This window comes from Enterobacter cloacae complex sp. ECL72 (assembly GCF_019056635.1).
GTDB classification, from domain to species: Bacteria; Pseudomonadota; Gammaproteobacteria; order Enterobacterales; family Enterobacteriaceae; genus Enterobacter; species Enterobacter hormaechei_C.
Map to the genome: position 1 here is coordinate 3,457,206 of NZ_CP077659.1, position 26,172 is coordinate 3,483,377.

Below are 26,172 nucleotides of genomic sequence, written 5' to 3' on the forward strand. Positions count from 1 at the left end.
TTCTTTCCTGAAAACTTAAACGAGGAAGTTGCCCAGAATCAGCAGTGAGACAGAGACGTTAATCGCGCCGCCGATACGGGTAGCAATCTGGGCGAATGGCATCAGGCTCATGCGGTTGCCTGCGGTCAGGATCGCCACGTCACCGGTGCCGCCCTGCCCGCTCTGACAGCAGGAGACGATGGCGACATCAATCGGGTGCATACCAATCTTTTTGCCAACGAAGAATCCGGTCGCCACCAGCGCGGAAACGGTGCTGACAATCACCAGCAGGTTGCTGACGGTGAACGCCGCCACCAGTTCATGCCATGGGGTAATCGCCACGCCGACAGCGAAGAGGATTGGGTAGGTCACGGAGGTCTGGAAGAATTTGTACACCACCTGGGAACCCTCCAGCAGACGCGGAGAGGCGCCGTTGCAGAGCTTCACCAGCACCGCCATAAACAACATGCCCACCGGCGCTGGCAGACCAATCAGCTTGTGACCGAGCATGCCCAGCATGTACAGCAGCACCGCCAGCAGCGCGCCCGAGGCGATGGTCGTCACGTCCGCTTTGCCGGAGAACGCAGGTTGGGAAACAGTGGCATCAGCGTTGGCGCGATTCGGCATCAGCTGGCCTTCACCGGTCAGGTGCGGGTAGCGTTTCCCGAGCTGGTTGAGGCAGCCGGAGATAATGATCGCCGTCAGGCCGCCGAGCATCACCATCGGCAGCACGCGGCCGAGCGCCACGCCCTGATCCATATGCAGCAGGGTGGCATAGCCGATAGAGAGCGGGATCGCCCCTTCCCCGACGCCGCCCGCCATGATCGGCAGAATGATAAAGAAGAAGATCTGGAACGGCTCGAGGCCCAGCGCCAGCCCAACACCCATGCCGACAATCATGCCGACGATTTCACCGCACAGCATCGGGAAGAAGATGCGCAGGAAGCCCTGGATCAGCACGGTGCGGTTCATACTCATGATGCTGCCGACGATAATGCAGCAGATATAGAGGTAGAGAATATTGGTGGATTTATAGAATTTGGTCGTGGACTCAACCACCACGTCCGGCAGCAGGCCGTAATAGACCAGCGCGGAAGGGATAAAGGTGGCGCAAATTGCCGCCGCACCGAGCTTGCCGACAATCGGCAGGCGTTTGCCGAACTCACCGCAGGCAAAGCCGAAGAAGGCCAGCGTGGCCACCATGACCACAATGTCGCTCGGCAGTTTTCCGCCCAGGCAATCAATCGCAATCAGCGCGCCCGCCAGAACGAACAGCGGCAGAGGAATAATGCCGATTTTCCAGGTATCCATAATATGCCACCAGCGCTCTTTGAGCGATGGCCGCTGAATATCAATCGGGTCGTGGGTAACAGAGAATGAATCGTCAGTTGTGCTCATAATAAGCCCCTTAGTTATTTTGTGCGTTCAGCTTAGAGTCACAAAGGCTTACTTTATGTGAGGGATGGCATATTAAAAGCGAAGTTTTAATGGACGCTATGGTTTTAATGGTTTCTTTTATTTAATGTGATTTACGCCTTATTTATTGCCGTGGTTTTTATGGTTTCTTTTCTTAACTGAACAAAGAAATAACATTTATTCATTTAACCTTAAGAGGATGAGACTTTCGGAAAAATCTTTTACAGGCTGCGCTGTGCAAGGGATCACAAGTTTTCGGCAAAGCGGGCATCCTGGCTTTAAAAGATGATATATTCAGCCGACCTGTTGATATCTCGCGTGATAGTTATGAAAGTATCGTTTCAGATCAAGCTGTTTATTTCGCTGGTCGCCTTTTTCTCAGTGCTGTTCGCATTACTGGGCGGATATTATTATGTCGATGTCGGCAGGCAGCTTTATCAGGAAATGAGCGCGCGCGCAAAAATACAGGCCGAAGAAATTGCGCTTATTCCTACCCTGCGAAAAGAAGTCGAACAAAAGGATATCCTGGGTATCCATGACTTTATGCAGAAAATAGCCGCCCGCAGCGACGCCAGTTTTATTGTGATTGGTGACAATAAGGGGCTGCATCTTTTCCACTCCGTGTTTGCCGACCGGGTAGGCAAAACGCTGGTTGGCGGAGATAACGACGAGGTATTACACGGCAAAAGCACCATCACCATCCGCAAGGGCGGGTTAGGCATTTCGCTGCGCAGCAAAGCGCCCATTTTTAATGATGCCGGGCAGGTGGTGGGGATTGTTTCGGTAGGCTATCTCACGAGCTATCTGGACACCATCACCGTCAACAAGGTGGTTAATATCCTGATTGCCGCCGTGCTGCTGCTTATCGCCCTGTTTATTTTCTCCTGGTTCTTCACCCGCAGCATCAAGAAGCAGATATTCTCTCTGGAGCCGCGCGAAATCGGCCTGCTGGTGCGCCAGCAAAAGGCGATGATGGAATCCATTTATGAAGGGGTGATTGCCATCGACGACGATCTCCGCATTGAGGTGATCAACCAGGCGGCGCGTAAATTATTAGGCTTACGCCAGCCCGCCCGCGAACTGCGGGGTCAGCTCATCAGCCAGGTGATCGCGCCCGTCCCGTTCTTCAACGCGCAAACCATGCTTGCGAAAGACACCCACGATGAGATCTGTCGCTTTAACGATCTCACAGTTATTGCCAGCCGGGTGCGGATCATGCTGGAAGATGCGTTGCAGGGCTGGGTGATCACCTTTCGCGATCGCAACGAGATCGACTCGCTCAGCGCCCAGCTCAGCCAGGTGAAGCGCTACGTTGATAACCTGCGCATCATGCGCCATGAACAGCTGAACCGCATGACTACGCTGTCCGGCCTGCTGCATATGGGCCGTTATGACGAAGCGATTCGCTACATACAGGCGCAGTCGGAACACGCTCAGGAGCTGCTGGACTTTATCTCGTCCCGCTTTAGCTCTCCGACGCTGTGTGGTTTGCTGCTTGGAAAGGCCGCCCGCGCGCGTGAAAAAGGCGTTGAGCTGAGTTTCGACCCGGCCTGCCGGGTGGATAAACCGTTCCTGCCGCTGCTCGAATCGGAACTTATCTCGATCATCGGGAACTTGCTGGATAACGCCATTGAAGCGACCCAGCGTGCACCGCTCCCGCATGCCCCGGTGGACGTGCTGATAAAGCTGAACGAGCAGGAACTGATTATTGAAGTCGCCGACCAGGGCGTCGGCATCACACCGGAGATCCGCGACCGGATCTTTGAGCGCGGCATCACCACCAAAACGCGCGGCGATCATGGTATTGGCCTGTATCTGATTGAAAGCTATGTCACACAGGCTGGCGGTGCAATTGAAGTTGCCGATAACACCCCACGCGGTGCCATTTTCTCACTGTTTATTCCCGCCACGGGAACGGCCCGGCACCCCGTACAGGAACTGGAAGATACCGACTATGCAACATGAACTTATCGACGTACTGATTGTTGAAGACGAGAACGAACTGGCGCAACTGCACGCGGAGCTTATCGGTAAACATCCGCGCCTGAGGCTGGTGGGGATTGCCGCGTCGCTGGCCGACGCGCAGGTACAACTGGAGAGCAAACAGCCGAAGCTGATGCTGCTGGATAACTACCTGCCGGACGGCAAAGGCATCACCCTTATCAGCAACCCGATGCTCACCCGCGCCAACTGCTCGGTGATTTTCATCACCGCCGCCAGCGATATGGACACCTGTAGCCAGGCAATTCGTAACGGCGCGTTCGACTACATCCTCAAGCCGGTTTCCTGGAAGCGCCTGAGCCAGTCGCTGGAACGTTTTGTGCAGTTTGCCGAACAGCAGCGCGTCTGGAAGATTGTCGACCAGCAGAACGTAGATTCACTCTATCAATTGCAGGCGAAAAACTATCGCCTGGACAACGGCAGCAAAGGGATAGAGGAGAACACGCTGGCGCGGGTGCAAATGCTGTTTAACAACAAGGCGGCGCACTGTTTTACGGTGGATGAGGTGGTGAGCGAGACGGGCCTGAGTAAAACCACCACCCGGCGCTATCTGGAACACTGCGTGGAGGTGGGTTTTCTGACAGTGGAGATGCTGTACGGGAAGATTGGGCATCCGAGAAGGATGTACCGCCGCGCAGAAGCCTGACGCAGTATTGTAGGCCCGGTAAGCTTGCGCCACCGGGCAACTCGCCGGGTGGCGCTAACGCTTACCCGGCCTACGTTCAGACATTCAATACGTATCCATACAGCCGCTTAATCCCGTCCGCATCTTTCTCGCTGTAAACGCCCTGCAACTCTGGGGAGAAACCCGGCAGCATATTAATGCCCTCTTCCAGCGCCAGGAAATAGCGCTGTACTGCTCCACCCCAGACTTCCCCGGGCACCACGCACAGCACGCCCGGCGGGTATGGCAGCGCACCTTCGGCGGCAATGCGTCCTTCGGCGTCACGAATACGCACCAGTTCGACGTTCCCGCGAACGTACTCCTGGTTGGCATCCTGCGGGTTCATCACCACGGCAGGCAGGCTCTCCTGACGGAACATCGCCTTCTGTAAATCCTTCACGTTAAAGCTGACGTAAAGATCGTGCATCTCCTGGCACAGCTGACGGATCGTGTAGTCGCGGTAGCGCACCGGGTATTTCTGATAGATAGTCGGAAGCACATCCGCGAGCGGCGTGTCGTCTTCAATATGCTGTTCAAACTGCCCCAGCATCGCCACCAGCTGCATTAGCTTCTCCGCGCTCTCGGCTGGCGTCAGCAGGAACAGGATGGAGTTGAGATCGCACTTCTCCGGCACAATGCCGTTCTCGCGCAGGTAGTGGGCGAGAATGGTCGCAGGAATGCCGAAATCGGTATAGTGACCTGTTTCAGCATCAATGCCCGGCGTGGTCAGCAGCAGCTTGCACGGATCGACGAAATACTGCTCGCGGGCATAGCCTTCAAAACCGTGCCATTTTGCACCCGGTTCAAAACTAAAGAAGCGACGCTCGCTGGCGATAGCCTGTGTGGGGTGATCCTGCCATGGCCGCCCCGCCACCACCGGCGGGATAAACGGTTTGATCATATTGCAGTTGGCGATGATGGCCTTGCGTGCTTCAATGCCCAGCTCGACGCACTCCGCCCACAGCCTGCGTCCGCTCTCGCCCTCGTGGATCTTGGCGTTCACGTCCAGCGCAGCAAACAGCGGGTAAAACGGGCTGGTGGAGGCATGCAGCATGAACGCATTGTTCAACCGCTTGTGCGGGCAGAAGCGCGACTGACCGCGAATATGGTTATCCTTTTTATGGATCTGCGACGTTTGCGAGAACCCGGCCTGCTGCTTGTGGACCGACTGGGTCACGAAAATTCCCGGATCGTTCTCGTTCAGTTCCAGCAGAAGCGGAGACGTTTCCGCCATCATCGGGATAAATTGCTCGTAGCCGACCTAGGCGGAGTCAAAGAGGATGTAGTCGCAAAGGTGACCGATCTTGTCGATCACCTGACGGGCGTTGTAGATCGTGCCATCATAGGTGCCGAGCTGAATGATCGCCAGGCGGAACGGGCGCGCCTCGGCGGCTTTCTGCGGCGCGACGTCACGGATCAGTTCCCGCAGCCAGACCTCATCAAAGCAGTGTTCATCAATCCCGCCGATAAAACCAAACGGATTACGGGCTGCCTCAAGATAGACAGGCGTTGCCCCGGCCTGGATCAGCGCCCCATGATGGTTGGACTTATGGTTGTTACGATCGAACAGCACCAGGTCGCCGCGGGTCAGCAGCGCGTTGGTCACCACCTTGTTGGCCGCCGACGTGCCGTTCAGCACAAAGTAGGTTTTGTCCGCGTTGAATACTTTCGCCGCGAACTTTTGCGCGTGCTTGGCGGAGCCTTCGTGGATCAGCAGATCGCCCAGCTTAACGTCGGCGTTGCACATGTCGGCGCGAAAAACGTTCTCACCGAAGAAATCATAGAACTGCCGCCCCGCCGGGTGTTTTTTGAAAAAGGCACCGTGCTGGTGACCCGGACAGGCAAAGGTGCTGTTTCCCATCGCCACATACTGGCTCAGGGTGTCAAAAAAGGGTGGCAGCAGGTTCTCTTCATACCGGCAGGCGGCAGATTCCAGTTCCAGCAATTCCTGTGCTTTACCTGAGATGATCGCCGTGACACCCTCTGGCATCTCTCCTGGCTCTGTTGAGAACATAAATACCGGTAGCTGAAAGCCCGTACGCTTCAGCAATGCGAGAATGCCGCTGTAGCTTTCAACAACCGTAATGACGACTGCCGCCACATCGGTGAAATCAGTGTTATCCAGCATAACTTTTTCGCGATGCGTAGAAACTTTGGATACCAGCTCACGGCTGACGGCAATTTTCATGGTTTTCATAAGCGCAAACACCCTCACCGAACGGTGAGACAGGAAGGAGAAAATTCGCGCAATCATGTCACCTTTTATTTTCAGGTGCAAGAAGGAATCAGTATGCGTTACGCCTCCCAAAGCTAAGCGTAATCAGGGACGAACGTGCCATAATCATGCAATGCCAGTGCTTAAATAACAGGAGTTAAACGTGGTAATTGGACCCTTTATCAATGCGGGAGCCGTATTGCTGGGCGGTGTACTTGGGGCAGTATTAAGTCAGCGCCTGCCGGAGCGTATTCGCGTCTCCATGCCTTCTATTTTTGGCCTGGCGTCGTTAGGGATTGGTATCCTTTTAGTGGTGAAATGCGCCAACCTGCCGGTGATGGTACTGGCGACGCTGCTCGGCGCGCTCATCGGCGAGTTTTGCTATCTGGAAAAAGGTATTAATCACGCGGTAGGCAAAGCCAAAAATCTGATTGCCCGACCAGGCAAGGCAAAGCACGGCACGCACGAGTCGTTTATTCAGAACTACGTTGCGATCATTATTCTGTTCTGCGCCAGCGGCACGGGGATATTCGGTTCGATGCAGGAAGGGATGACCGGCGATCCCAGCATATTGATTGCGAAAGCGTTTCTGGATTTCTTTACTGCCACCATTTTTGCCACCACCCTAGGCATCGCCGTCGCCGCGATTTGTGTGCCGATGTTGCTTATTCAGCTGGCGCTGGCCACCTGCGCCACGCTGATCCTACCGCTGACAACGCCAGCGATGATGGCAGACTTTACCGCCGTCGGCGGCCTGTTGCTGCTGGCGACAGGGCTGCGCATCTGTGGCATTAAGATGTTTGCAGTGGTGAACATGCTCCCTGCCCTGCTGCTCGCGATGCCGCTTTCCGCGCTCTGGACGCACTTTTTCGCTTAAGTTTGCGACGAAATGGTGAGAGAGTGTGCAGTCTGCTCCGAAAGCAACAAATTTCGTTGACGCCGGAGGGAGGATCGGGTTTAATGCGCCCCGTTGCCCGGATAGCTCAGTCGGTAGAGCAGGGGATTGAAAATCCCCGTGTCCTTGGTTCGATTCCGAGTCCGGGCACCACTATTTTAAAGAAACCAGCCTACGGGCTGGTTTTTTGCTTTCTGGGGTTCTGGTAGATTTCTGGTCGTCTTAGCCATAGTTACTACTACTCGGCCTCTTGCATCCAACCCGAGCATTTCCCTTTAGCGACTCCCTGCCCTTCCGGTCACGGTGCCGTTGTCTGTTAGGTTTCACATCGCCAATAAACACTATACCCAACATGTACAGCCTTTAGCTGGTTTTATCACCACACAGTAACATCCGGTCTTTGTCCGGTCTGGAGAAGAAAGCCATTATCGATTCCCTTCTGAGCTATGCAAAACATTACCGCACCGGTAGGCTTGCTCAACCCCTCACAATTACGGTAAGGATCACCGGCCTCGTTCACGGTTCTCAATAAAATCGGCCATGAGCACTCCTCCAGTCAACTTTCACACGCTACCAGTCATTGAAGGTAAGAGTTAAAATAGGATCCCTGCAGTACTTACTGTTTGCTCCAAATCACAATGCATTAATCAACGGGAGCAGGTCACCAGATTTACATGGCTCTTCTGCCTGCATAACTATGGATTGTTTATCCAGTGAGATATTACTACAGGCCCAGCCCACTCAGGCATTAAAGAATTATTGAACACGCAAAAAAGATCATTATGTACTTGAGGATTTACGCGCGCAAATTTCCATGCTTTATCTGATCCTTTCTCATGAATACCCAAACCACCATCATCAAACATCATTATCTGAAAATCAGGCTTATCTATTGAGAGATGTTGTAATTCCTGCATGAATTGTTTTTTGTCATCCAGCAATACTTCTTCTATTTCTCTGGCATAGCGATATATTTTGTCTCTAAATATTGATACCCTCGTAGCAGTTACAGCCGTAGTCATTCCCATACCCAATGGAACATAGACTTTCCCATCAATTTCAAAGGGGACATTTATTCCATTGCTCCTCAATTTTGCAACATCTGCATCAGTGATGGGTCCTTTTCTGGCGAGCCCCGCTACGCCTTTCATCTGATGTCTTTCGGCTTCCTCCGGCCAGTTTCGTATAAAAGTTCGCATGAGATCTTGTTGTGAAAAGAGATCGGGCTCAACGTTACTATCATGCTTTTTTATATCAATAAAAAGAACTGCATTTTTGTATACCCTCAAGAACAAAACCCAATCAGAACGGTCAGAATATTTTTTCATGGGATCTGCCGGGTTCAGTGGCAAATGCAAATGATGAATATCCCAGTCAGCCCATAGCCCATCGGTTCTCTTTTTCTCTTTTTTACTACTGGTATTATTAAAAAGTGTCAGCGTTTTACTTTGATACGGATTAACATCTCCACCCGCAGTAAGTAAATATTCTATTCTTTTCAAACCAATTTTTTCGTCATCACTAACACTCACGGGAAAGCGATCTGACTTATAAATAAGTCTCTTTGCTGGTGGTATATATCGCAATACGAAATCGCACCATCTGAGAAGGGGATCATGAAGATTTGAATGCGCCGTTTTATCATAAGATAATCCAAATGCTTCGATTGCCTTTTCCGCAATTTCGACCACTTCTTTATTTAAATCGATACGGTGCTGTGTTCCTGGCATACTAACTCCATTTATAAGTATGATTCATTTATGATGCTCATTCATTACATGCCTGTCATAGTTTTTTGCTTCAGTTATTGCCCTCTGGCATCGCTATCATCTCTGCTGTTAGTCTTATACACTACACATTATGATCGCGACTAAGCAACCGTTAGTTATCCAGCTCACAGCCACCATGGTTCGACAGAAAAAACTCAACCTACGGTTGCAAAAATGCCGTCTTCATCACACTCACCGAATTTTGTCAGACTAACTCTGTTCACGGTGTGAGCAAGAGCCAACCAGTAAGAACTGATCAGCATTAACAGGGAAATTTCCCCCCGCCACTGCCCCGCAATTCCCCCCGTAGATTTCCCGCTACAGAAATCCACACATCCCTTGTGTAGCAACACTTTTACCCAGATTCCCCGTTTTCCCGTTCAATTTTCACAGGGTGAGTATGGATGCTTACCGCCCGTCATCAAACCAACATTTATATCACTCTGTATATTTATTCATAAAATAATGGTAATAAATTCAATCCAACAAACATGCGTTAAATGATAAAAATAAATTAAACAGACAATGAAGATTTTTCATTTTATTTTCTCAAATGATATTATGCATGGCTAACCATGATTCTTATTCTTGCTGCCGGTAAATGTGGTAATTTAGCGTAGCCAATATCCCTTTGGTAATTAAGTCAATTATTAATGCCATATCAATTAATAAAACCAATCCAAATTAACCATTGTATTTATTGAGAAACAAACGGTTTCACATAACTATTCATTTATATATTATTTATATGAATTATTTTTATATGCAAGCTTCACCAGACAGATTATTTATCAGTTACACATAAATACCTCTCATCAAATGAATTCACCCTCCTCGATATCAACGGAAAAACCGGGGATACCATGCCAAGCCGTTATAACACAACGCTTTTTCACCTCCCGTTTTCAGTAAGTTCACCGGGCAAGCTGCGGGGAAGACCAGAGACAGACCGGAGAATTCTGACGCTAACCTTCCTCCCCCTTAGTAACCGTCACTGCCACAACATAGCCATGCTGCCTTTTCTGCCCTAACGCGCATTACACGCTGAGGCACGGGACTCTTCCCTCCCTGCCTCACTTTCTGACCTCACTAACGTATTAATCACCCCTGCATAAGGAGACTTCTGCATGTCCACACCACGCCGTTTTAAGTTTACTCACCGCCTCATTGATGGCCTGCCCCCTAATGAACCAGATGCCCCCTCCCGTGAAGCGGAATACAGCGATACCGAAATCAGCGGGCTCAAATGTCTGGTTGGTAAGGGAGAAGGTAAGAAGAAGTTTCTCCTGCGCTATCTCTGGCAGGGCCGCAAACGTGCTATCAGCATCGGTCACTGGCCGGAGATTGATGTCACTGTCGCCCGAAAGATTGCCACTGAGATGAAACGCCAGATAGCTACCGGCACTGACCCGCGTTATGAGCGGGACAAATGCCGGGCCATTCCTACTCTTCAGGAAGCCTTTAGCCAGTATTACTTCCCATGGGCAAAACTGCATAAAAAGAGCTGGAACAAGGATGAGCAGCGCTTTCGTGACCACATTGCCCCTGTGATGGGAAATCTGCTGCTTAATGAAATCACGCCCCGTCACGTCACCCACCTTCAGTCTTCGTTGTGCGAAACCTGTCAGCCCGCCACCAATAACCGGGTGATTGCCCTGCTGAAAGCCCTTCTTAGATGGTCGTTGCGTCATGAGATGGTGACGGTGAACCCGGCAGCGAATATTCCTCTTCTGCGTGAAAATAATGCCCGTCAGCGTTATTTCTCAGAAACAGAGATCAGACGCATTTTCGATGCTGCCAGCGAGGATAACAGCCGTGTGGCCGGTATTTATGTTCGTTTATTACTGCTGACCGGGCTGCGCCGCGATGAACTCAGGCTGGCAAAATGGACGCATTACAGTATGCAGCAGGGAACACTACGGCTACCGGAAACCAAGAATGGCTCGGGCAGACTGGTTCATCTCAATGACTGGGCGGTAAAGCTAATTGATGAGCTACCCCGCTTCAGCGGTAATGTATGGATGTTTGGCGGCAAAATTCCGGGCAAACCGGTCTGCAATGTCACCAAAGCCTTTAGGCGCATTATCCGGCGGGCAGGTATCTACGATGAGGAGGTCTGCATTCACACCTGCCGTCATTCGGTTGCCGCATTAATCGTTTCACGGGGAGGCACCTTATATGACGTTCAGGCTCAGCTCGGGCATCGCAGTATCCAGTCATCACAGCGTTATGCCCATCTGCATCCACAGCGACTGAAAGCGACCGGGCAGTTGATTGAGCAGCATATTGGCAATGCGTTGGCCCTTTCCGGGCAACCAGACTGACCGTAGGCAGAATACAGGTCGCTTTTGCGGGCGACCTGTAGCATCGACAGGCAAGAATGCTGAAGCTGGTTTTGGCAAATTCAGAGGGAAGAACAGCGCTCCACCCCATTAGTCTCACTAATAATTATGCGTGTCGTCAGGGATTGCCAGACTCATGTTATCTCAGCCAGCCTACCCAATAATAAATCGGGTTATGATAGAAATTTATATTATTTATAATATTATTGAGAATTTCTTACCATTATACTGGTAACAACTTTTTAAGCACAATACCACTGTTAGCATGGAAACGCGGATTGCTAAAGAACAGTCGGTTTAACCAGTTCAGGGAGGGTGTGATGTTCAGAAGATTAATGAGCAGGCTGAGTAAGAACGTGAACTATGAGACTGAGTTCACATCCGCTGTAAAACGCTCGAAAAAATGGGGGCTTGAAGTCCCCAGGGTCAGGTTGAGCAAAACGTCTTTTCTGACGGGTGATAAGGGTGAAGCCGCACTCAACGTCATTCAGGAAATCGCTTTAAAACACACACCCAAAGAGGTCTCACAGCAATGCTTTGGATACATGTATTTCGCACAGGATGCTTTGGAGGAAGCCTTACAAACTCCGCTCTATTATACTTTAGGCTATGTGGATTATGATAAAAGCCCGGTCTTTTATACATGTGAAGAAACACTAAAAAATAATCTGGGCGATCCGACGTCAGGTATCGGAACGATAAATTTGCATGCGTGGCTGACGACGCCGAACATGGAAATAATAGACCTTACGTTTGGTACCACATATGGCATTGTGAATAATGTTCCATCGGCAATTGGCCGCTGTGCGTTTCAACACTATTCTGCATTTAATGAAAACATGGTTTATCATCCCCAGCTGGTTGGTGACGATTATTTAAAGCGGATTGGTGCCCTCGTTGATTTAAGAGCGTTAAATGTATTTACAATCTAAAACTGGCCGTTTCCGGCGTATTTTTATGGAAGGAAGTCGACAGGGCGACTCACGTGCAATGCCAGGACATTTGCCGGGTCATCTGATTAATAAGTGACATGATAAAGGCCGCCTGCGCGGGCGGCCTTTGATATCAATGAGTAAGAACTCAGAGTCTGGCTTTTGCAAAATCAGCGGAGAAACAGTAGCCCGTCACATTGACTTTGCGGATGGTCCTGCGTGCAGTGAGCCGATCGCCTTCCGGGCGAGTAAGGTAGCCAGCCTCATCGACCAGGCGGGCCAGATTTTTCGCAGACAACCCCCACTTATTGCCCAGTTTATCGAGCGTATCGGGGAGGAGTAAATAGCTTCCGTCATCCAGTATATACCCGGCAATATCGGTTTTCTGAGACGCAAAAGAGGGCATTTTTGCGTCAATCAGTTTTGAACGGTTCACAGCGATAAAGTTCTGAACAGCAATCAGGATATTCTCCTTGCGGCCTGCATCGCTGCGATAGTGCTGCAACCAGCGTCCGAACGCTTCGAATGTCACATCAGCAATATCTGAGCATTGCCATGGCAGGATACCCCAGTCCGCGGCGAAGGCTCCGGTCATATACAGAATGGCAAAACGACGCAGCGCCCGGCTTTCAACAGAGCTGAGAGTAGTGAGCCCCGCGTGCAGCCGCCGGTTCATTTCATCATGAAATTCGTTCAGCGATGACTTCATAATATCCGATGTCGTTTTCCAGTCGAAATAGTTCCCACTTTCATCCGCCAGGTGCGTCAGACACTGCACGAACTCATAACCGGCACTACCATGGCAGGTCAGCAGACTAGTCTTGATATCGCTGATACGCTGTCTGGCTGCATCAATGCTTTCATTCTCGCTGCGGGAGTCCTCCGCCATGACGGGGATCGACAGGGCACGATGTAACATTCCATCCATCACCTGAGACTTTTCAAGGCGAATTCTGTCTACAATCGTCAGCTCGCCCGTAGACAGTACGTTTTGCACCCACGTAGATTGTCGCGCCATCCCCAGAGTCTCCGGGTCCATTCTCGATTTCGTTGCACCGGATACAATGTCATACAGCGTTTCAGCAAAAAATTTACCCGTGAAAGAACCCAGCTCATCGAGGGCTAATGTGGTGCCATTATTCATGACCATCAGCAATTCCAGTCCATTTGAGGTCGCGTTCCAGCGCTGGATTTGGGTTGGACTTCCGCTGCCGGGCTCAGCAGCCTGACCATTCACGCTTGCGCCTACCTGTAATGCCGCGGTTTTTCCGGTCGAACTGTCGCCACACAGATGAAAAATAGCGCCACTTTCGCCCAGCAAAGGCAGAAGGAATGAACTCAGCCCCACCAGAATGGCAAGTTTTGGTGCCATGCCGCAGACTTTCCTGGCAACCTGTTCCTGCCATTGCTCAAGCGAGCCCGCGACTGCAATGGTGTTATTTACCATCATCCCTTCGCCCGGTATCACCCCCTGGATCCCCTCCCGCCCGGCCACAAAAATGGGATAAGGACCAAACTGAAACACCAGCTCTTCAGGCTGGAAGCCCGGGCGGATCGCCACACGATAGACTGGCAGGTCCATTTCACATGACCGTTGCAGGAACACCAGGAATAACTTACTGTCATCAACGAAAATACCTTTACCTGCAAGCTGGCTGATAACAGAATCGGTACTCTTCTTCACCTTTTTCATGCAGATAATCATTTCAACTTCTGCACCACTATGGTTGGCGCACTTTAAAATAATATGCCAGTTCCCGTTACCGGCACGATTACAGGCCTTTGCCACAGGTTCAAGTAAATGACTGGACACAAGTTTCATTTTATCGTCATCTTCATGACAAAAATACAATCTACCATTCTCTTCAGCAAAACCTTCCGGTAAACGAAGCTCATTTTTTTTATTAATGTCAGACATGATAAATCCTTATTCAGGTTAAATTCAGGTTGTAGAATCCCCTTCCCGGTTAAAGGGAATGAATTCCGTAATACAGATTTAAGGTTTAATAACTACTCTCAGCGGTTCAGCATCAGCGCCATTGCGCGTTCGACATCGTCGTGCTGCTGAATGCCAAAGTACTGCGCATATAAAGTGGTCGTACTAATGCATTTATGTCCGAGAAACCGTTTAACGGCATAAACGTCCCGGGTCGCAGCCAGCATTGCACTTCCAGCGGTATAGCGAAGCTCGTGGATAGTAAAGCGCTCAATCCCCGCCCTTTCACATATTGCCGTCATAAGCCGTCGGGGCTCGCTGACTCTGCCACCGGCTCCCGAGCGAAAAAGCAGCCCCGCATTGCCATATCTGCTCATCTGCAGCAGAACAATATCCATTGCTTTCTGGCATAAGGGTACTAGCCTCGAATCCCCTGATTTTGTATCATTGAGGAACAGTGTTTTCTTGCTCATGTTAATATTCTTTATATCAGCAGAGCGCGCCTCGCCCAGCCTCATGCCGGTCAGCGCAAGAAAAGCCAGAATTAAAAGCGTGTCCCGGGGCTCCTGCTTAATGTCATCATCCAGCACCAGCATAAAGGCAGAAAATTGCGACGGCTCCATAGCCCGCCGTAATGATGCCGGTTCCCGGAATGTTTTAAATCCGGCTACCGGAGACGATGAAATATAATTAAACTCCACGCTCCAGGTAAAAATGGCCTTGAGTAGCGAAATGTGGCGATTTCGCGTTGAGAGCTTCAGGCCATTAAGCCCCTGGATATAATCAGCAATATCACGCCTGCTTATCATATCCAGGTCAATATGCCCCAGTTTCGGCAAAAAGTAGTTATTAACTTTTGACTGGTCTGAGGCAAAAGATTTCTTGTGTATTCTGGAGTATTCCAGATACCTCAAGAACAAGTCAGCAAGCTTCATCACAGTCAGCAGTATTCAGGGTAAGGCATAATGTCTTCATATTAATTATCCTCCGTTAGTGTAACGCCGTTAAGGTGTGTGCTTCCGTCTACAGCACGGGGCTAACTTTATCGGAGCCGTTCTCTTATGGGAAGCCAGTCAGCCCGGATTAAATACCGGGATTTCATGTCCAGCCCACATAAAAAAACCAATAAAAACAGACGGTTAATTTTTCAGACGCTTGCTTTTATTTACCAGATGTGATGTCGAATGTAACAGGTGCACAGTGATCTTACCCAGCAATAGTGGACACGCGACTAAGTGAGTAAACTCTCAACCAGAGGTGACTCACATGACAAAACCAACATCAACCACCAAAAAGCCACGCAAGCAGCACACTCCTGAATTTCGTCAGGAAGCCCTGAAACTGGCTGAACGCATTGGGGTGGCAGCTGCCGCCCGCGAACTTAACCTGTATGAATCACAGCTCTACAACTGGCGAAGCAAACAGCAAAATCAGTTCTCTTCTTCTGAACGCGAGCAGGAAATGTCCGCTGAGATCGCCCGTCTGAAACGTCAACTGGCAGAACGGGATGAGGAACTGGCCATTCTCCAAAAGGCCGCGACATACTTCGCGAAGCGCCTGAAATGAAGTATGTCTTCATCGAAAAACATCAGGCTGAGTTCAGTATCAAAGCCATGTGCCGTGTACTTCAGGTTACCCGTAGTGGCTGGTACATCTGGCATCAGCGTCGTTATCAGGTAAACCGGCGTCAGCAGTTCCGCCTTGTCTGTGATAACGTCGTCCGGGAAGCATTCAGTGACGCAAAACAACGCTATGGAGCGCCACGCCTGACGGATGAGCTTCGTGCCCAGGGTTACCGCTTCAACGTGAAAACCGTGGCTGCCAGCCTGCGTCGTCAGGGGCTACGGGCGAAAGCTTCACGAAAGTTCAGTCCGGTCAGTTACCGCGAACATGGTCTGCCAGTCTCAGAGAATCTGCTGAAGCAGGACTTTTACGCCAGCGGCCCGAATCAGAAGTGGGTGGGTGACATCACGTATCTTCGCACTGGTGAAGGCTGGCTTTATCTGGCCGTGGTTATCGATCTGTGGTCGCGGTCAGTCATTGGCTGGTCGATGTCCTCACGGATGACAGCACAACTTGCCTGCGATGCGTTACAGATGGCGCTGTGGCGGCGTAAACGTCCGGAAAACGTCATCGTGCATACAGACAGAGGCGGTCAGTACTGTTCAACGGATTACCAGAGCTTGCTGAAACGCCACAATCTGCGGGGGAGTATGAGCGCCAGAGGTTGTTGTTACGACAATGCCTGTGCGGAAAGCTTCTTCCATACGCTGAAGGTGGAATGTATCCACGGAGAGGACTTTGTCAGCCGGGAAATCATGCGGACAGCAGTGTTTAATTATATTGAGTGTGATTACAATCGGTGGCGTCGTCACAGTGCCTGTGGCGGTCTTAGTCCGGAACAATTTGAAAACCAGAACCTCGCTTAGGGTTGTGTCCATATTACGCGGGTAGGATCACAGCACCGGGCACACGGACCAGCGGCCCCGGTGCGGGGTATGTGGCTACCCGACAGTGAAGAGTTCAACAGACGTTCTGACATTCCACAGCGCTTTGATACAATGCTCATGGGTGTCACTGTCTATCAGCTTGTTTATATCCTCATTCCGGCGAGAAGTATTTGCATCCAGCCAGGCATAATGTTTATCAATCTCCCGGAGAAAACGTAGCCGGGTATATTGCGTACTGCTATCTGCCTGCATTCTTTTCAGCACAGCATAAAGCACCGCCTTCACGACAATGTTTTTTTGCAGGGAAAGAACGTTATCGCTGGATAAACCGAAACGGTTTTTTATATAGGAAAGTGTTGGCCGGACAGGCTTAATCGTGTTCAGCGCCTTTTTGTCAAAGGCCCCAAACCCGGCTGCATCACAAAAGTCGGTCAACAGCACATAGAGGAAAACGGTATCAAAGGCGATTTTCTTTTCCAGCACCTTTCTTTTTTCATTGTAATCACTGACAGAAAAGTTATTTGCAAAATCATCAGCATCCTTTCTGCATTCCCGGTACAGCTGCAGCGCATATTCAATAATCGCTGTCGCCGATGCCGGATCCGCCGGCTGGCAGAGCTGCATAACCTGCTGTATCCCGTCCTGGGCGGAAAAACTCAGTACCTTCATTAAATCCTTATCCAGCACATACAGAGAGTCCATCCCCGTCTTTCGGATGGTCTTCAGGGCATCATTACACGTGCGACGGTCAAAGGGAGAATGTGAAAGGCCCCTGATAGTGGGGAAAAAAGACAGGCTGCCATTTGCATAAAGATTATCCATTGCCGGAAAATAAACGCCGCTGGTGCCTGAACAATAAGTATCAAAGAATGTCTCCAGTGCATTTATCTGATTAAAAACATAAGCATCATGATAAATATTCACCTTAAGGTGCTGCGGGTGATACAGCCGGATATAACTCCACATCAGGCTATCCCTGAAGGCCTGTATTTTTAGCCCCTTCCCCCGGTAACGTAAATCGGAAAAAAAGGAAGAGATAAAATCAGCCTGATCCGGGTCCTGCAGAACGTTCAGCACGGAATTTTTGGCCGGTTCCGCGATGTGACTAAGATGGACGCTGCCATTTAAAAAACGGAACAAGGTCGCAGGCGTGACACCCTGAAGATAACGTATATCCTGATGCTTTCTCAGTTTTGCCAGAAAATCATTCAGTTCCTTATCCAGACTCATACGTATTCTCCCTGTAATAAATATTCAAATCAGACACATATTATTCTGGTGCCCATTATTAATAAGGACACCGCAATGCACATTATACAGTCTCCGGCAGACGCTTTCTGCCTGCCCGTGTCACCGGTTCAGCAATTGCAACTGGTAAACGAACTCACTGAATGCGCTGACAGCAGCCTCACTGCGGCAACGGCGCTGTGGGAGGAAACTCAAACCCAACTGCTGTATCTGCTTCCCCGCGAGGAGAAGCACCTTTCTGAACAACTGACCACTTACCTGCACCATCTGGCCTGCAATGCCGAATACGTCATTCGTCTGGATGCTTCGCTGTTTCTTGCCCTGACCATTCTCAGTGACTCAGGGCAGGGCTTTTATCTGCTGTTTCCACCTTCAGCGACCTTTACCGGGGCTGCTGAACTTATCGCTATGGCTGAACCTTCAGGATATTAACCGATGAAAAAGACCAAACCCGCTCCAGCCTCCACCGCTGAAACCCAAAACGACCTCTGCGTTCTTACTGGTGAGGCCGAGAAAATTAATCCGCATTCCACTGGCCAGTTGCACTGGGAGATGACTGAAAATCTGGACGGGGAACGGGGGTTGCGCATTACCGCCAACGACAGTGGCGGTCTGTTCTCCCGGGAATGGATTGCCCTGAGTGCTATATCTGGCGTTCTGAAAGCCCATGAAGCCGGTGATTTCACCTCCACGGCTCTGCGCCCGTTGTTTACCAGCGCCAGCCGCAATAATGCGGGTTTCCTCGCCGCCATTCTTCGCTGTGCTGATATCTGTCTCACCGAAGAGGGTTCAGGCGGGGCGTTCAGCCATCGCTGTTACCCGGACTGGGAAAAGCGACTGGAAAAACTGCTGACAATCTCCCTTTCTGCCTGACCCCCTTTATCCCCCTGGCTCTTACCCATTCCCTCATGATCTTTGTACTGTCTGAGGCAACCCAATTTATATCGCTTTAAAGGAGATTATCTGTGACCCCTTATTCACCCACGCTGCATCAGCCCACACTTGACCTCCCTCTGAGTGACGAGTTTATCGCGCTGATAGCCACCCACCTCGCGGCACTACCTGACACTTGTCAGAATGTCGTGCTGAACTTTCGCGACCCGGCGTACAGCGCTGAAAGCGGCGGCTGGCATCCGGTAGAAATTCGCCTTATCCGCAGCGAACACCCTGAAATATGGCAGCTCGATTACCTAACCGACTTCAGCTGGCAGGGCCGAGTCTGGCCCGAACTGGCAAAGGAATTCGATATCAGCTGGCCACAGCGCTATGCCTGGCACCGCCTTATCGGGGAGCTGCCTGTAAACCGCGAGTTGAGCGAGTTCTGGACGCTCTGGCAGGATAATTTTGTGGCGTACTGCGCGATGGATGTCTTCACCGTCACCGTTTCCCCGGACTGATAAGGAGGCATTATGCTGTTCACGCTCATTTCCCGGCTGGCGATGTACCGGTCTCTGTTCAGTCTGGCTGAAAGCTTCACCGACAATGTTATCCGTGACACGGTGGATGAACCGGCAAGAGGCGGCATCGTCTGGTGCGAACTGGCAGGTGGCTATGTCACTCACAGCGGTATCTACACCGGCAACAACCGGATTGTGCATCTGTCCGGTGATGGTGAAGTGCTTTGCAGCGACCGCAAAGGGTTTATGGCCAGACTGAATGGCCTGAACCCTGCCATGTCGGTCTATACCGATTGTCAGGGACGCTTGCCCGTGGGAAATATTGCCGCAGCCGGTCGGGCATTACGAGCGCTGGGCTCCAGACGTCAGTATCACCTGCTGAAGGAGAACTGCCACCGCTTCACAGCGGAGTGCCTGACCGGAAGACCGGATAACGCCGTGGTCCTGCATCGCCAGCTGAAACGGCTACAACGCGGCAATACCTGGCGCGTATGGGAGGACTAATGGCCCGCGCTGAAAAACTTGCCGAACGCCTCTGCCACTGCGTCATTTTGCTCTGTCAGGGAAAGACGCTTTCTGTCCGCGTACTCACTCAACTATTCGGGATTTCACCCCGCACGGCCCGCCGTGACCTTGCCCGCATGGGCTGCATCATGGAGCCCACATCACCGGGTTGCTGGCGACTCTCAGCACCACTTCGACGCGCCTTCATCCATCGCTGAAAATTCTTTCCCCTGTGGTCATAACCTGTCCCACCCACCCGATATGCTCATTCTGCGGTATCCCGCATGGCCTGTTATTTAAGGAAAAAACATCATGAACAAGATTTTTACTGCGCTGTTTATCTCGCTCATCCCGCTTGTCAGCGCTCATGCCGGGCTGGTTCAGGTTGAAAACCGGGTGATTTGCTATCTGGCGCTAAAGGGGAATGAAACCCTGATGGAGTCCAGTGGACGTGACATATCTTTCACCAAAAGCTGGCTGCACAACGAACTGGCCCGCCACGACGTTGACCAGGAATCCATTAATGAAAACTTCAATGCGCTGGAAAATGAACTGCCCCGGGCATACCAGCAGGCCGCTTTCGCGGATAAGTGCGTCAGCTATTACAGCAAAGCCGCCAACCGCAAAGGCGATGAATAGTCATCAGCCTGACGCTAACAATAACTGAATTCAAATCTCTCCATTTTTCACAGGTTAAATTAATGAAAAACATCATTCTCACCACATGCATTATGGCGGTATCTGCATCGGCATCCGCCGCTCAAATCTCACTGGAAACAGCAGGACGTTGCTATGAAGCCACCCGTCAGTCAACGCAAATGGCCATGCTGCTGGACCCGGATGCAAAGGAATACAAAAATATTGGCGACAACAACAAGGAGCTGTTTGGCACGCTTTCCGGCGGCGTGGGCGAAAAGGACTCGAAGAAAATACGCGATGCGTGGAAAGCCATTCTGGATAATGCGGGCATGGAAGGAAAGATGGCGAAATCAGACGGGTATCGTGCAATGAATATGTATCCACACGATGTCATTATGCAGGAAGCTAATAAGTGTGTCCGGCTGGCGCTAAAAAGTGGCATAGTCAAGTTGTGATGGTCAATCAATAACATAAGGGAGAGCATTGTGCTCTCCCTTATCAATGATTCGCTGGTGCGGTTTATTTTTTGCCCGGTGGCGTGATTTCGCCATACTTCACCTTCAGCCGGACGATTTCGCACTCATACCAGGTGATAATGACCTTCAGCAGCGCATTCACTTTCTCCAGGTCACGAGGAGCAGAATATCCAACCATCCCTTTATTCATAGGGCTGAAGCGTTCCTTACGGGAAAGCGTCATTGCCGCCAGTTGTTCATCAATGCCGTGCATCAGCAGGTGGCTGTCGTCCCCCGCCTGAAATCGCTCACAGATAAATGCGGCATGTTTGAGTAAAACCTCTGGCTGAACGGGGAAAGGACTGTCCAGCCAGTCTTTCAACTCGGCATTTTGCGCATTATCATGCGCCCCCAGCAACCCGCTCAGTAAGTTCACTGCAAGCGCCTCAAAAGCGTTTTCCACGTCATTATCGTCGTATAAAGTTGTTTCATTATTCATCTGAAGAATCTCCATTCATTTCATCATATCGGGTGAGCGCACTGCGCATGTCGTCAATAATTTGATTGCGGATGGACGCTGGCTTAATAACTTCCACCTCAGGCAACCAGTATTTGATTAGAGGAATAATCTGCCGGGGATGCACCACACGGGAAATAATGAGCAAATCACCGGTTGGTGTTGTATGAATAATTTCCTGACCTGGATAAAGGTTGCGGCGAGAGAAATAGGATGCCACACGGGCTGAGACAGCGATCAGCACTTCGGTGAGTTCATCGCCATACCAGATGCTTTCCGCAAGTTCCACTTGCTGACTAACAACGGGATCAAGACTGAATCGCATATTGCTGACCTGCACATGGGTCATCGTGGAAACTGCAAAACTCTTCAACATTCCTTCGTGCCGGGCGGCTAGATACCAGAGCCCTCGGTCATTCACGACACGATAAGGTTCAGTGGCAGAAAACATCTTGTCTTTATAGGTAAACGCAATTTTCAGGGATGCCTGAATCGCCCCGGAAATGGCATTCAGGGTAGACATGAAAGCACCGCAATTCTCATAAGGGCGTTGCTTGATCAGGAAGGGATTGTTTTCGGTATCACCCAATAGCACATTCAGCAGACGATCTTCCCAGCGGGGGAACAACCCTTCAATACCGAGAATGCGGGTAAAACGACGCAAATCCGTGTTGCTGCGTTGCCCCAGAATACCTTTAGGCAGTCGGTACTGTTTGCCCTGTCGAAGCAGATTCAGATAAGCAAGTCGCTCGGTCAGATCTCGCCGTATTGTTTTTTCGCAAACATTAAATTCGTCAGCAAGACCACTCACGGTCAGTGACTCGCCATTGTTGAGGCGCGTCAGTATCAATCCTAGTCGGTATCCAAGTTTGTCGTGTCGATCCATTCCGGCATCCGGGTTACTGAAGCAGGAATGGATTATCAACAGAGGAGCGGACAGGATGAGTCCGTACATAACAAATGCGCATAGAAACAAAATGCATTGCAAAACAATTACTTATCATGAAATTTAAAATTGGACTCAACCTGTACTTATTAACGCACTATATAAAGCAGGGAGATGTATGCCTGCGGGACGATTAAAATGGTAGTTGCAAAAGGGCTGTGAGGATTGCAGTGATAACCCCCACATAGGGAATGAAGACTAAGTTCAAAATATGGCATATTAGGAGGGTAAAAAGACGGGAAAAATAATATGAAAAATAAATCTAATATCAGGATTCGCGAACTAACAGAAAAAAAGCAACGTGTGATGACTGAGACTATGAAGGCCGTTGCTATGCCCAACATCAGCGAATCATTGCGTTCTAGTCTGACATCGCATAGTGCAATGACCGAGGCTATGAAGGCTGTTGCTATGCCCAACATCAGCGAATCATTGCGTTCTAGTCTGACATCGCATAGTGCAATGACCGAGGCTATGAAGGCTGTTGCTATGCCCAACATCAGCGAATCATTGCGTTCTAGTCTGACATCGTATAGTGCGATAACCGATGACCTGCTCCCCGTTGATTAGTACACCCCGATGTTAGTAATGTCTTCATAAGCCACATGAGGACATCCCCATGAAGAAGCGTTTTTCCGACGAACAGATCATCAGTATTCTCCGCGAAGCCGAAGCTGGGGTACCCGCCCGTGAACTCTGCCGCAAGCATGCCATTTCCGATGCCACGTTTTACACCTGGCGTAAGAAGTATGGCGGTATGGAGGTGCCTGAAGTTAAGCGCCTGAAGTCGCTTGAGGAAGAGAACACCAGACTCAAGAAGCTGCTTGCCGAAGCCATGCTGGATAAAGAGGCGCTTCAGGTGGCTCTTGGGCGAAAGTACTGACGACAGACCAGAAGCGGGAAGCCGTGATGTTGATGTGTGATGCGACCGGTCTGTCGCAACGTCGTGCCTGCAGGCTTACAGGTTTATCCCTGTCGACCTGCCGCTATGAGGCTCACCGTCCGGCTGCTGATGCGCATTTATCAGGGCGCATCACTGAGCTGGCACTGGAGCGCAGGCGTTTTGGCTACCGTCGTATTTGGCAGTTGCTGCGCCGTGAAGGGCTTCATGTTAATCATAAGCGCGTGTACCGGCTTTATCACCTCAGTGGCCTGGGCGTAAAACGCAGAAGACGTCGTAAAGGGCTGGCAACAGAACGTCTGCCGCTGCTCCGTCCGGCGGCGCCCAATCTGACCTGGTCGATGGATTTCGTCATGGACGCACTTTCCACCGGTCGCAGGATCAAGTGTCTTACCTGCGTCGATGATTTCACAAAGGAATGCCTGACGGTCACTGTTGCCTTTGGGATTTCAGGCGTTCAGGTCACGCGTATTCTGGACAGCATTGCACTGTTTCGAGGCTATCCGGCGACGATAAGAACTGACCAGGGGCCGGAGTTCACTTGCCGTGCACTGGATCAATGGGCCTTTGAGCATGGTGTTGAGTTGCGCTTAATCCAGCCGGGCAAGCCAACGCAGAACGGATTTATTGAGAGCTTTAACGGACGATTTCGCGATGAATGTTTGAATGAGCACTGGTTCAGCGATATCGTTCATGCCAGGAAAATTATTAATGACTGGCGGCAGGATTATAACGAATGCCGCCCGCACTCCACGCTGAATTATCAGACACCGTCTGAATTTGCAGCGGGCTGGAGAAAGGGTCATTCTGAGAATGAAGATTCCGACGTTACTAACTGAGTGTTGTATCTAATCGTGGGGGCAGGTCACCGAAGCCATGAAGGCTGTTGCTATGCCCAACATCAGCGAATCATTGCGTTCTAGTCTGACATCGCATAGTGCAATGACCGAGGCTATGAAGGCTGTTGCTATGCCCAACATCAGCGAATCATTGCGTTCTAGTCTGACATCGTATAGTGCGATAACCGAAGCCATGAAGGCTGTTGCTATGCCCAGTATCAGCGAATCTCTGAGTTCTGCTCTAACATCACATAGTGCGATAACCGAAGCTATGAAGGCTATTGCTATTCCGAGTGTAAGTGAATCACTACGCGCTAATATGGCACAGCACAGTGCAATAACTGAGGCCATGAAAGCGGTTGCTATGCCAAGTATCAACGAATCCCTTCGTTATGCACTTGAGTTACAACGAAATACGATTGCAGATGCAATGAGTGCTGTTGCTATACCAAGCATCAGTACCATGCTAAGTTCAGCATTAGAATCACAGAATGTGAATATAACTGATGTGTTAAAAATAAGGAAAAGTACATCATTTTTAGATGGTAACTTATTCAGCACTATCGTCGATTCTGGTCTTGGAAAAATGGCTAAAGCCATTGCTGACACATCAAATTCGTCAAACAACCATAGTTTGTTAAGTTGGAAACTTAACTCTACCATGGAAGAAATGGCTAGAAAAGTAGTAACTTTCTCAAGCTACAACCCACCAAACAAGACGCTTATAGATAATTCTTTCCTAACAGCCGCATTAGCTTGGAGTAATTCACCTGTTGGCAAGGAAATGACGAGCATTATTAATATTCAGAATGTGGATAATTCTGTTATTGGTGATGCGTTAGAATTAAGCGAAGTTGTTACCTCCCATTCTTCGAGAATAAGTAATAAAAAAACTATCTTTGAACAATTCCATGCGCTCCCTCCATTTATTCAACAAATAATCACATGGATTCTTTGTGAAGTTTTATTAAGTATCGTTGCTGATGCTGGCAAGGAATATATCTTGATTGCAATTAATAAAACAGAAAGCTATGTGTCCTCTCTTTTAAATGAGCATCCTATCACCCAAAAAGAGATAATATCATCCAACCCAGATATTAACTGGAAAGAACTAAATAAGTTTCGACTAATCACCGCTGACAACGTAAATATGAGGACTAAACCATCGATGAGCGCCGATGTGATTGAGACTTTAAATAAAAATACAGCAATTGCAGTAATTGACTCTACGAATAGACAATGGTTGTATATTCAAGTCATATTTCATGGTGAAAAAACGTTCGGATGGGTGAATAGAAGTTATACCAAGAAGTTAGGTCTATAGCTCTGAAAGGAGTGCAGTAAGTAATGTTGACACTGTCAATAATGTAAATCATTACCTATACCACAACCCATCACGTTGATACGCAACCAGATTGCCATACTGTACCAACAAATTTATCGAGATGGAAATAAGGAATCGTGTCATTTTCGAGCGTTTGGCCACAGATCTACCATTGTGATAACCCTAAGATAGGTATCGTATTTTAAGGAGTTTTATCTTTAATTGACTACGTAAGGAAAGGGTTATGCACAACCAGCATGATGTGTTCATAGACGCTATACATACCAAAAAGAAACTAAGAATACGATTCTACTCTGAAGACGATGGGCGTTACATTGAAAGAGTATGTGCACCAATGGATCACGCTGCCGGAACTAGAATCAAAGATGGGATCCCACGATATTGGGTTTGGGATTTTGAGAGCGATAAAACTAATCACACCCTCCCTTTAAGGGAAGAACGTATCGAGTATATGATTGATACAGGCGATCATTTTGAACCTAGTTCCTTTGTTTCATGGCGTCCAGCATGGGTAATTGATAGGGATTGGGGCCAGTACAGCTGAGTTCTATTGTCTGCATCAAGGTTATCTTGCAGCCGCTATTTAGCGGCTTTATACCCTAACTCTGTCGATGAACGTTTGAAAGGGATCTTTAGATGGGTGTTGAATTCCGCTTCAGATATAAGAATTCCTTTCTTATATCAATAACCTATTCACTCCTTCCTCAAGCACGGAGTAAACTATCTAACGATCTGTTTCACTTGCAAATCGGCAGCCAATAGCCAGCGCTAAGGGAGTGTTC

The 26,172-nt window shown here is 49.8% G+C and carries 24 protein-coding genes, 1 tRNA gene and 1 pseudogene; 18 read left to right on the forward strand and 8 right to left on the reverse strand.

All coding sequences use genetic code 11. The annotated features are described in order from the left end of the window. Nucleotides 1-15: 15 nt before the first annotated feature. Nucleotides 16-1,377: a 2-hydroxycarboxylate transporter family protein gene (locus KTH07_RS16735; RefSeq protein ID WP_015571852.1), complete on the reverse strand. Its 1,362-nt coding sequence runs from the start codon at nucleotides 1,375-1,377 to the stop codon at nucleotides 16-18. 345 nt (nucleotides 1,378-1,722) lie between these two features. On the opposite strand from KTH07_RS16735, the gene KTH07_RS16740 reads away from it, so the two are divergent. Together KTH07_RS16740 and KTH07_RS16745 are read left to right on the forward strand one after the other, a co-directional pair. Beyond that, a complete protein-coding gene (locus tag KTH07_RS16740; protein ID WP_017382937.1) occupies nucleotides 1,723-3,360 on the forward strand; it encodes a sensor histidine kinase in 1,638 nt (545 codons plus the stop codon). Beyond that, nucleotides 3,350-4,042 (forward strand): response regulator, encoded by a 693-nt coding sequence (locus KTH07_RS16745; protein ID WP_015571854.1) that lies wholly within the window; start codon nucleotides 3,350-3,352, stop codon nucleotides 4,040-4,042. Before KTH07_RS16740 ends, KTH07_RS16745 begins: the two co-directional genes overlap by 11 nt. A 76-nt stretch (nucleotides 4,043-4,118) precedes the next feature. Here the strand turns inward: KTH07_RS16745 and KTH07_RS16750 are convergent. Then, a pseudogene (locus tag KTH07_RS16750) lies at nucleotides 4,119-6,257 on the reverse strand (ornithine decarboxylase). Nucleotides 6,258-6,438: 181 nt separating this feature from the next. Between KTH07_RS16750 and KTH07_RS16755 the strand changes: the two are divergent. Together KTH07_RS16755 and KTH07_RS16760 are read left to right on the forward strand one after the other, a co-directional pair. Beyond that, complete coding sequence (locus KTH07_RS16755; RefSeq protein ID WP_003862452.1) at nucleotides 6,439-7,152, forward strand: DUF554 domain-containing protein; 714 nt, start codon at nucleotides 6,439-6,441, stop codon at nucleotides 7,150-7,152. 95 nt (nucleotides 7,153-7,247) lie between these two features. Continuing rightward, nucleotides 7,248-7,323: transfer RNA gene (locus tag KTH07_RS16760), tRNA-Phe, on the forward strand. A 542-nt stretch (nucleotides 7,324-7,865) separates the two neighbouring features. On the opposite strand, the gene KTH07_RS16765 is transcribed toward KTH07_RS16760, so the two are convergent. Further along, entirely contained in the window at nucleotides 7,866-8,900 is a 1,035-nt protein-coding gene (locus tag KTH07_RS16765) for a hypothetical protein (protein WP_063162085.1), read from the reverse strand. 1,166 nt (nucleotides 8,901-10,066) lie between these two features. On the opposite strand from KTH07_RS16765, the gene KTH07_RS16770 reads away from it, so the two are divergent. Beyond that, entirely contained in the window at nucleotides 10,067-11,263 is a 1,197-nt protein-coding gene (locus KTH07_RS16770) for a site-specific integrase (RefSeq protein WP_063162086.1), read from the forward strand. Nucleotides 11,264-11,601: 338 nt separating this feature from the next. Beyond that, nucleotides 11,602-12,213 carry a hypothetical protein gene (locus tag KTH07_RS16775; protein ID WP_063162087.1) on the forward strand — a complete coding sequence of 204 codons (612 nt, stop codon included), beginning with the start codon at nucleotides 11,602-11,604 and terminating at the stop codon, nucleotides 12,211-12,213. Between the two features lie 148 nt (nucleotides 12,214-12,361). On the opposite strand, the gene KTH07_RS16780 is transcribed toward KTH07_RS16775, so the two are convergent. Beyond that, nucleotides 12,362-14,131 carry a DUF927 domain-containing protein gene (locus KTH07_RS16780; protein ID WP_063162088.1) on the reverse strand — a complete coding sequence of 590 codons (1,770 nt, stop codon included), beginning with the start codon at nucleotides 14,129-14,131 and terminating at the stop codon, nucleotides 12,362-12,364. A 98-nt stretch (nucleotides 14,132-14,229) separates the two neighbouring features. Continuing rightward, a complete protein-coding gene (locus tag KTH07_RS16785; protein WP_063162089.1) occupies nucleotides 14,230-15,084 on the reverse strand; it encodes a site-specific integrase in 855 nt (284 codons plus the stop codon). A gap of 331 nt (nucleotides 15,085-15,415) precedes the next feature. Between KTH07_RS16785 and KTH07_RS16790 the strand changes: the two genes are divergently transcribed. Then, nucleotides 15,416-16,578, forward strand: a protein-coding gene (locus KTH07_RS16790; RefSeq protein ID WP_100249791.1) for an IS3 family transposase whose coding sequence is annotated in 2 segments (ribosomal slippage) — nucleotides 15,416-15,677 and nucleotides 15,677-16,578 — 1,164 coding nt in all. Because the reading frame shifts where the segments join, the coding sequence is not laid out codon by codon here. A 75-nt stretch (nucleotides 16,579-16,653) separates the two neighbouring features. Here the strand turns inward: KTH07_RS16790 and KTH07_RS16795 are convergent. Then, nucleotides 16,654-17,829 carry a hypothetical protein gene (locus KTH07_RS16795; protein ID WP_063162090.1) on the reverse strand — a complete coding sequence of 392 codons (1,176 nt, stop codon included), beginning with the start codon at nucleotides 17,827-17,829 and terminating at the stop codon, nucleotides 16,654-16,656. Nucleotides 17,830-17,904: 75 nt separating this feature from the next. On the opposite strand from KTH07_RS16795, the gene KTH07_RS16800 reads away from it, so the two are divergent. The 7 genes from KTH07_RS16800 to KTH07_RS16830 all read left to right on the forward strand — a co-directional run bounded on the left by KTH07_RS16800 (nucleotide 17,905) and on the right by KTH07_RS16830 (nucleotide 20,842). Further along, a complete protein-coding gene (locus KTH07_RS16800; RefSeq protein ID WP_063162091.1) occupies nucleotides 17,905-18,279 on the forward strand; it encodes a hypothetical protein in 375 nt (124 codons plus the stop codon). A 3-nt stretch (nucleotides 18,280-18,282) separates the two neighbouring features. Further along, nucleotides 18,283-18,720 (forward strand): hypothetical protein, encoded by a 438-nt coding sequence (locus tag KTH07_RS16805; RefSeq protein ID WP_063162092.1) that lies wholly within the window; start codon nucleotides 18,283-18,285, stop codon nucleotides 18,718-18,720. A gap of 92 nt (nucleotides 18,721-18,812) precedes the next feature. Then, the gene (locus KTH07_RS16810; RefSeq protein WP_063162093.1) at nucleotides 18,813-19,244 is read left to right on the forward strand and encodes a DUF2787 family protein; all 432 of its coding nucleotides are present in this window, start codon (nucleotides 18,813-18,815) and stop codon (nucleotides 19,242-19,244) included. A 12-nt stretch (nucleotides 19,245-19,256) separates the two neighbouring features. Then, on the forward strand, nucleotides 19,257-19,748 hold the full coding sequence (locus tag KTH07_RS16815; protein ID WP_226949293.1) for a lecithin retinol acyltransferase family protein: 492 nt from the start codon (nucleotides 19,257-19,259) through the stop codon (nucleotides 19,746-19,748). Next, complete coding sequence (locus KTH07_RS23615) at nucleotides 19,748-19,966, forward strand: DeoR family transcriptional regulator (protein WP_072003736.1); 219 nt, start codon at nucleotides 19,748-19,750, stop codon at nucleotides 19,964-19,966. Before KTH07_RS16815 ends, KTH07_RS23615 begins: the two co-directional genes overlap by 1 nt. A gap of 94 nt (nucleotides 19,967-20,060) precedes the next feature. Beyond that, complete coding sequence (locus tag KTH07_RS16825) at nucleotides 20,061-20,387, forward strand: hypothetical protein (RefSeq protein ID WP_063162094.1); 327 nt, start codon at nucleotides 20,061-20,063, stop codon at nucleotides 20,385-20,387. A 62-nt stretch (nucleotides 20,388-20,449) separates the two neighbouring features. Further along, the gene (locus KTH07_RS16830; RefSeq protein ID WP_063162095.1) at nucleotides 20,450-20,842 is read left to right on the forward strand and encodes a hypothetical protein; all 393 of its coding nucleotides are present in this window, start codon (nucleotides 20,450-20,452) and stop codon (nucleotides 20,840-20,842) included. 64 nt (nucleotides 20,843-20,906) lie between these two features. Here KTH07_RS16830 and KTH07_RS16835 read toward each other — a convergent pair whose 3' ends face one another. Together KTH07_RS16835 and KTH07_RS16840 are read right to left on the reverse strand one after the other, a co-directional pair. Next, entirely contained in the window at nucleotides 20,907-21,341 is a 435-nt protein-coding gene (locus tag KTH07_RS16835) for a hypothetical protein (RefSeq protein WP_063162096.1), read from the reverse strand. Then, nucleotides 21,334-22,245 (reverse strand): YafY family protein, encoded by a 912-nt coding sequence (locus tag KTH07_RS16840; RefSeq protein WP_063162097.1) that lies wholly within the window; start codon nucleotides 22,243-22,245, stop codon nucleotides 21,334-21,336. Before KTH07_RS16840 ends, KTH07_RS16835 begins: the two co-directional genes overlap by 8 nt. 309 nt (nucleotides 22,246-22,554) lie before the next feature. Here KTH07_RS16840 and KTH07_RS16845 point away from each other — a divergent pair, with 309 nt between their 5' ends. The 4 genes from KTH07_RS16845 to KTH07_RS16860 all read left to right on the forward strand — a co-directional run bounded on the left by KTH07_RS16845 (nucleotide 22,555) and on the right by KTH07_RS16860 (nucleotide 25,934). Continuing rightward, nucleotides 22,555-22,875, forward strand: coding sequence for a hypothetical protein (locus KTH07_RS16845; RefSeq protein WP_077022317.1), 321 nt, complete (start codon nucleotides 22,555-22,557; stop codon nucleotides 22,873-22,875). A gap of 49 nt (nucleotides 22,876-22,924) precedes the next feature. Next, nucleotides 22,925-24,045, forward strand: a protein-coding gene (locus KTH07_RS16850) for an IS3-like element ISSen4 family transposase (RefSeq protein ID WP_085950818.1) whose coding sequence is annotated in 2 segments (ribosomal slippage) — nucleotides 22,925-23,183 and nucleotides 23,183-24,045 — 1,122 coding nt in all. Because the reading frame shifts where the segments join, the coding sequence is not laid out codon by codon here. A 52-nt stretch (nucleotides 24,046-24,097) separates the two neighbouring features. Next, nucleotides 24,098-25,369 carry an SH3 domain-containing protein gene (locus KTH07_RS16855; RefSeq protein WP_075606819.1) on the forward strand — a complete coding sequence of 424 codons (1,272 nt, stop codon included), beginning with the start codon at nucleotides 24,098-24,100 and terminating at the stop codon, nucleotides 25,367-25,369. A 244-nt stretch (nucleotides 25,370-25,613) separates the two neighbouring features. Further along, nucleotides 25,614-25,934: a hypothetical protein gene (locus KTH07_RS16860; protein WP_019211386.1), complete on the forward strand. Its 321-nt coding sequence runs from the start codon at nucleotides 25,614-25,616 to the stop codon at nucleotides 25,932-25,934. Nucleotides 25,935-26,172 lie beyond the last annotated feature (238 nt).

Bases quoted from the DNA above. Each gene is read 5' to 3' on its own strand.
- KTH07_RS16770 (WP_063162086.1), top strand. From the start codon at position 10,067: ATGTCCACACCACGCCGTTTTAAGTTTACTCACCGCCTCATTGATGGC.
- KTH07_RS16785 (WP_063162089.1), bottom strand. From the start codon at position 15,084: ATGAAGCTTGCTGACTTGTTCTTGAGGTATCTGGAATACTCCAGAATA.
- KTH07_RS16745 (WP_015571854.1), top strand. From the start codon at position 3,350: ATGCAACATGAACTTATCGACGTACTGATTGTTGAAGACGAGAACGAA.
- KTH07_RS16800 (WP_063162091.1), top strand. From the start codon at position 17,905: ATGCACATTATACAGTCTCCGGCAGACGCTTTCTGCCTGCCCGTGTCA.
- KTH07_RS16855 (WP_075606819.1), top strand. From the start codon at position 24,098: ATGCCCAACATCAGCGAATCATTGCGTTCTAGTCTGACATCGCATAGT.
- KTH07_RS16795 (WP_063162090.1), bottom strand. From the start codon at position 17,829: ATGAGTCTGGATAAGGAACTGAATGATTTTCTGGCAAAACTGAGAAAG.
- KTH07_RS16830 (WP_063162095.1), top strand. From the start codon at position 20,450: ATGAAAAACATCATTCTCACCACATGCATTATGGCGGTATCTGCATCG.
- KTH07_RS16840 (WP_063162097.1), bottom strand. From the start codon at position 22,245: ATGGATCGACACGACAAACTTGGATACCGACTAGGATTGATACTGACG.
- KTH07_RS16765 (WP_063162085.1), bottom strand. From the start codon at position 8,900: ATGCCAGGAACACAGCACCGTATCGATTTAAATAAAGAAGTGGTCGAA.
- KTH07_RS16735 (WP_015571852.1), bottom strand. From the start codon at position 1,377: ATGAGCACAACTGACGATTCATTCTCTGTTACCCACGACCCGATTGAT.
- KTH07_RS16825 (WP_063162094.1), top strand. From the start codon at position 20,061: ATGAACAAGATTTTTACTGCGCTGTTTATCTCGCTCATCCCGCTTGTC.
- KTH07_RS16860 (WP_019211386.1), top strand. From the start codon at position 25,614: ATGCACAACCAGCATGATGTGTTCATAGACGCTATACATACCAAAAAG.
- KTH07_RS16805 (WP_063162092.1), top strand. From the start codon at position 18,283: ATGAAAAAGACCAAACCCGCTCCAGCCTCCACCGCTGAAACCCAAAAC.
- KTH07_RS23615 (WP_072003736.1), top strand. From the start codon at position 19,748: ATGGCCCGCGCTGAAAAACTTGCCGAACGCCTCTGCCACTGCGTCATT.
- KTH07_RS16845 (WP_077022317.1), top strand. From the start codon at position 22,555: ATGAAAAATAAATCTAATATCAGGATTCGCGAACTAACAGAAAAAAAG.
- KTH07_RS16780 (WP_063162088.1), bottom strand. From the start codon at position 14,131: ATGTCTGACATTAATAAAAAAAATGAGCTTCGTTTACCGGAAGGTTTT.
- KTH07_RS16740 (WP_017382937.1), top strand. From the start codon at position 1,723: ATGAAAGTATCGTTTCAGATCAAGCTGTTTATTTCGCTGGTCGCCTTT.
- KTH07_RS16835 (WP_063162096.1), bottom strand. From the start codon at position 21,341: ATGAATAATGAAACAACTTTATACGACGATAATGACGTGGAAAACGCT.
- KTH07_RS16815 (WP_226949293.1), top strand. From the start codon at position 19,257: ATGCTGTTCACGCTCATTTCCCGGCTGGCGATGTACCGGTCTCTGTTC.
- KTH07_RS16775 (WP_063162087.1), top strand. From the start codon at position 11,602: ATGTTCAGAAGATTAATGAGCAGGCTGAGTAAGAACGTGAACTATGAG.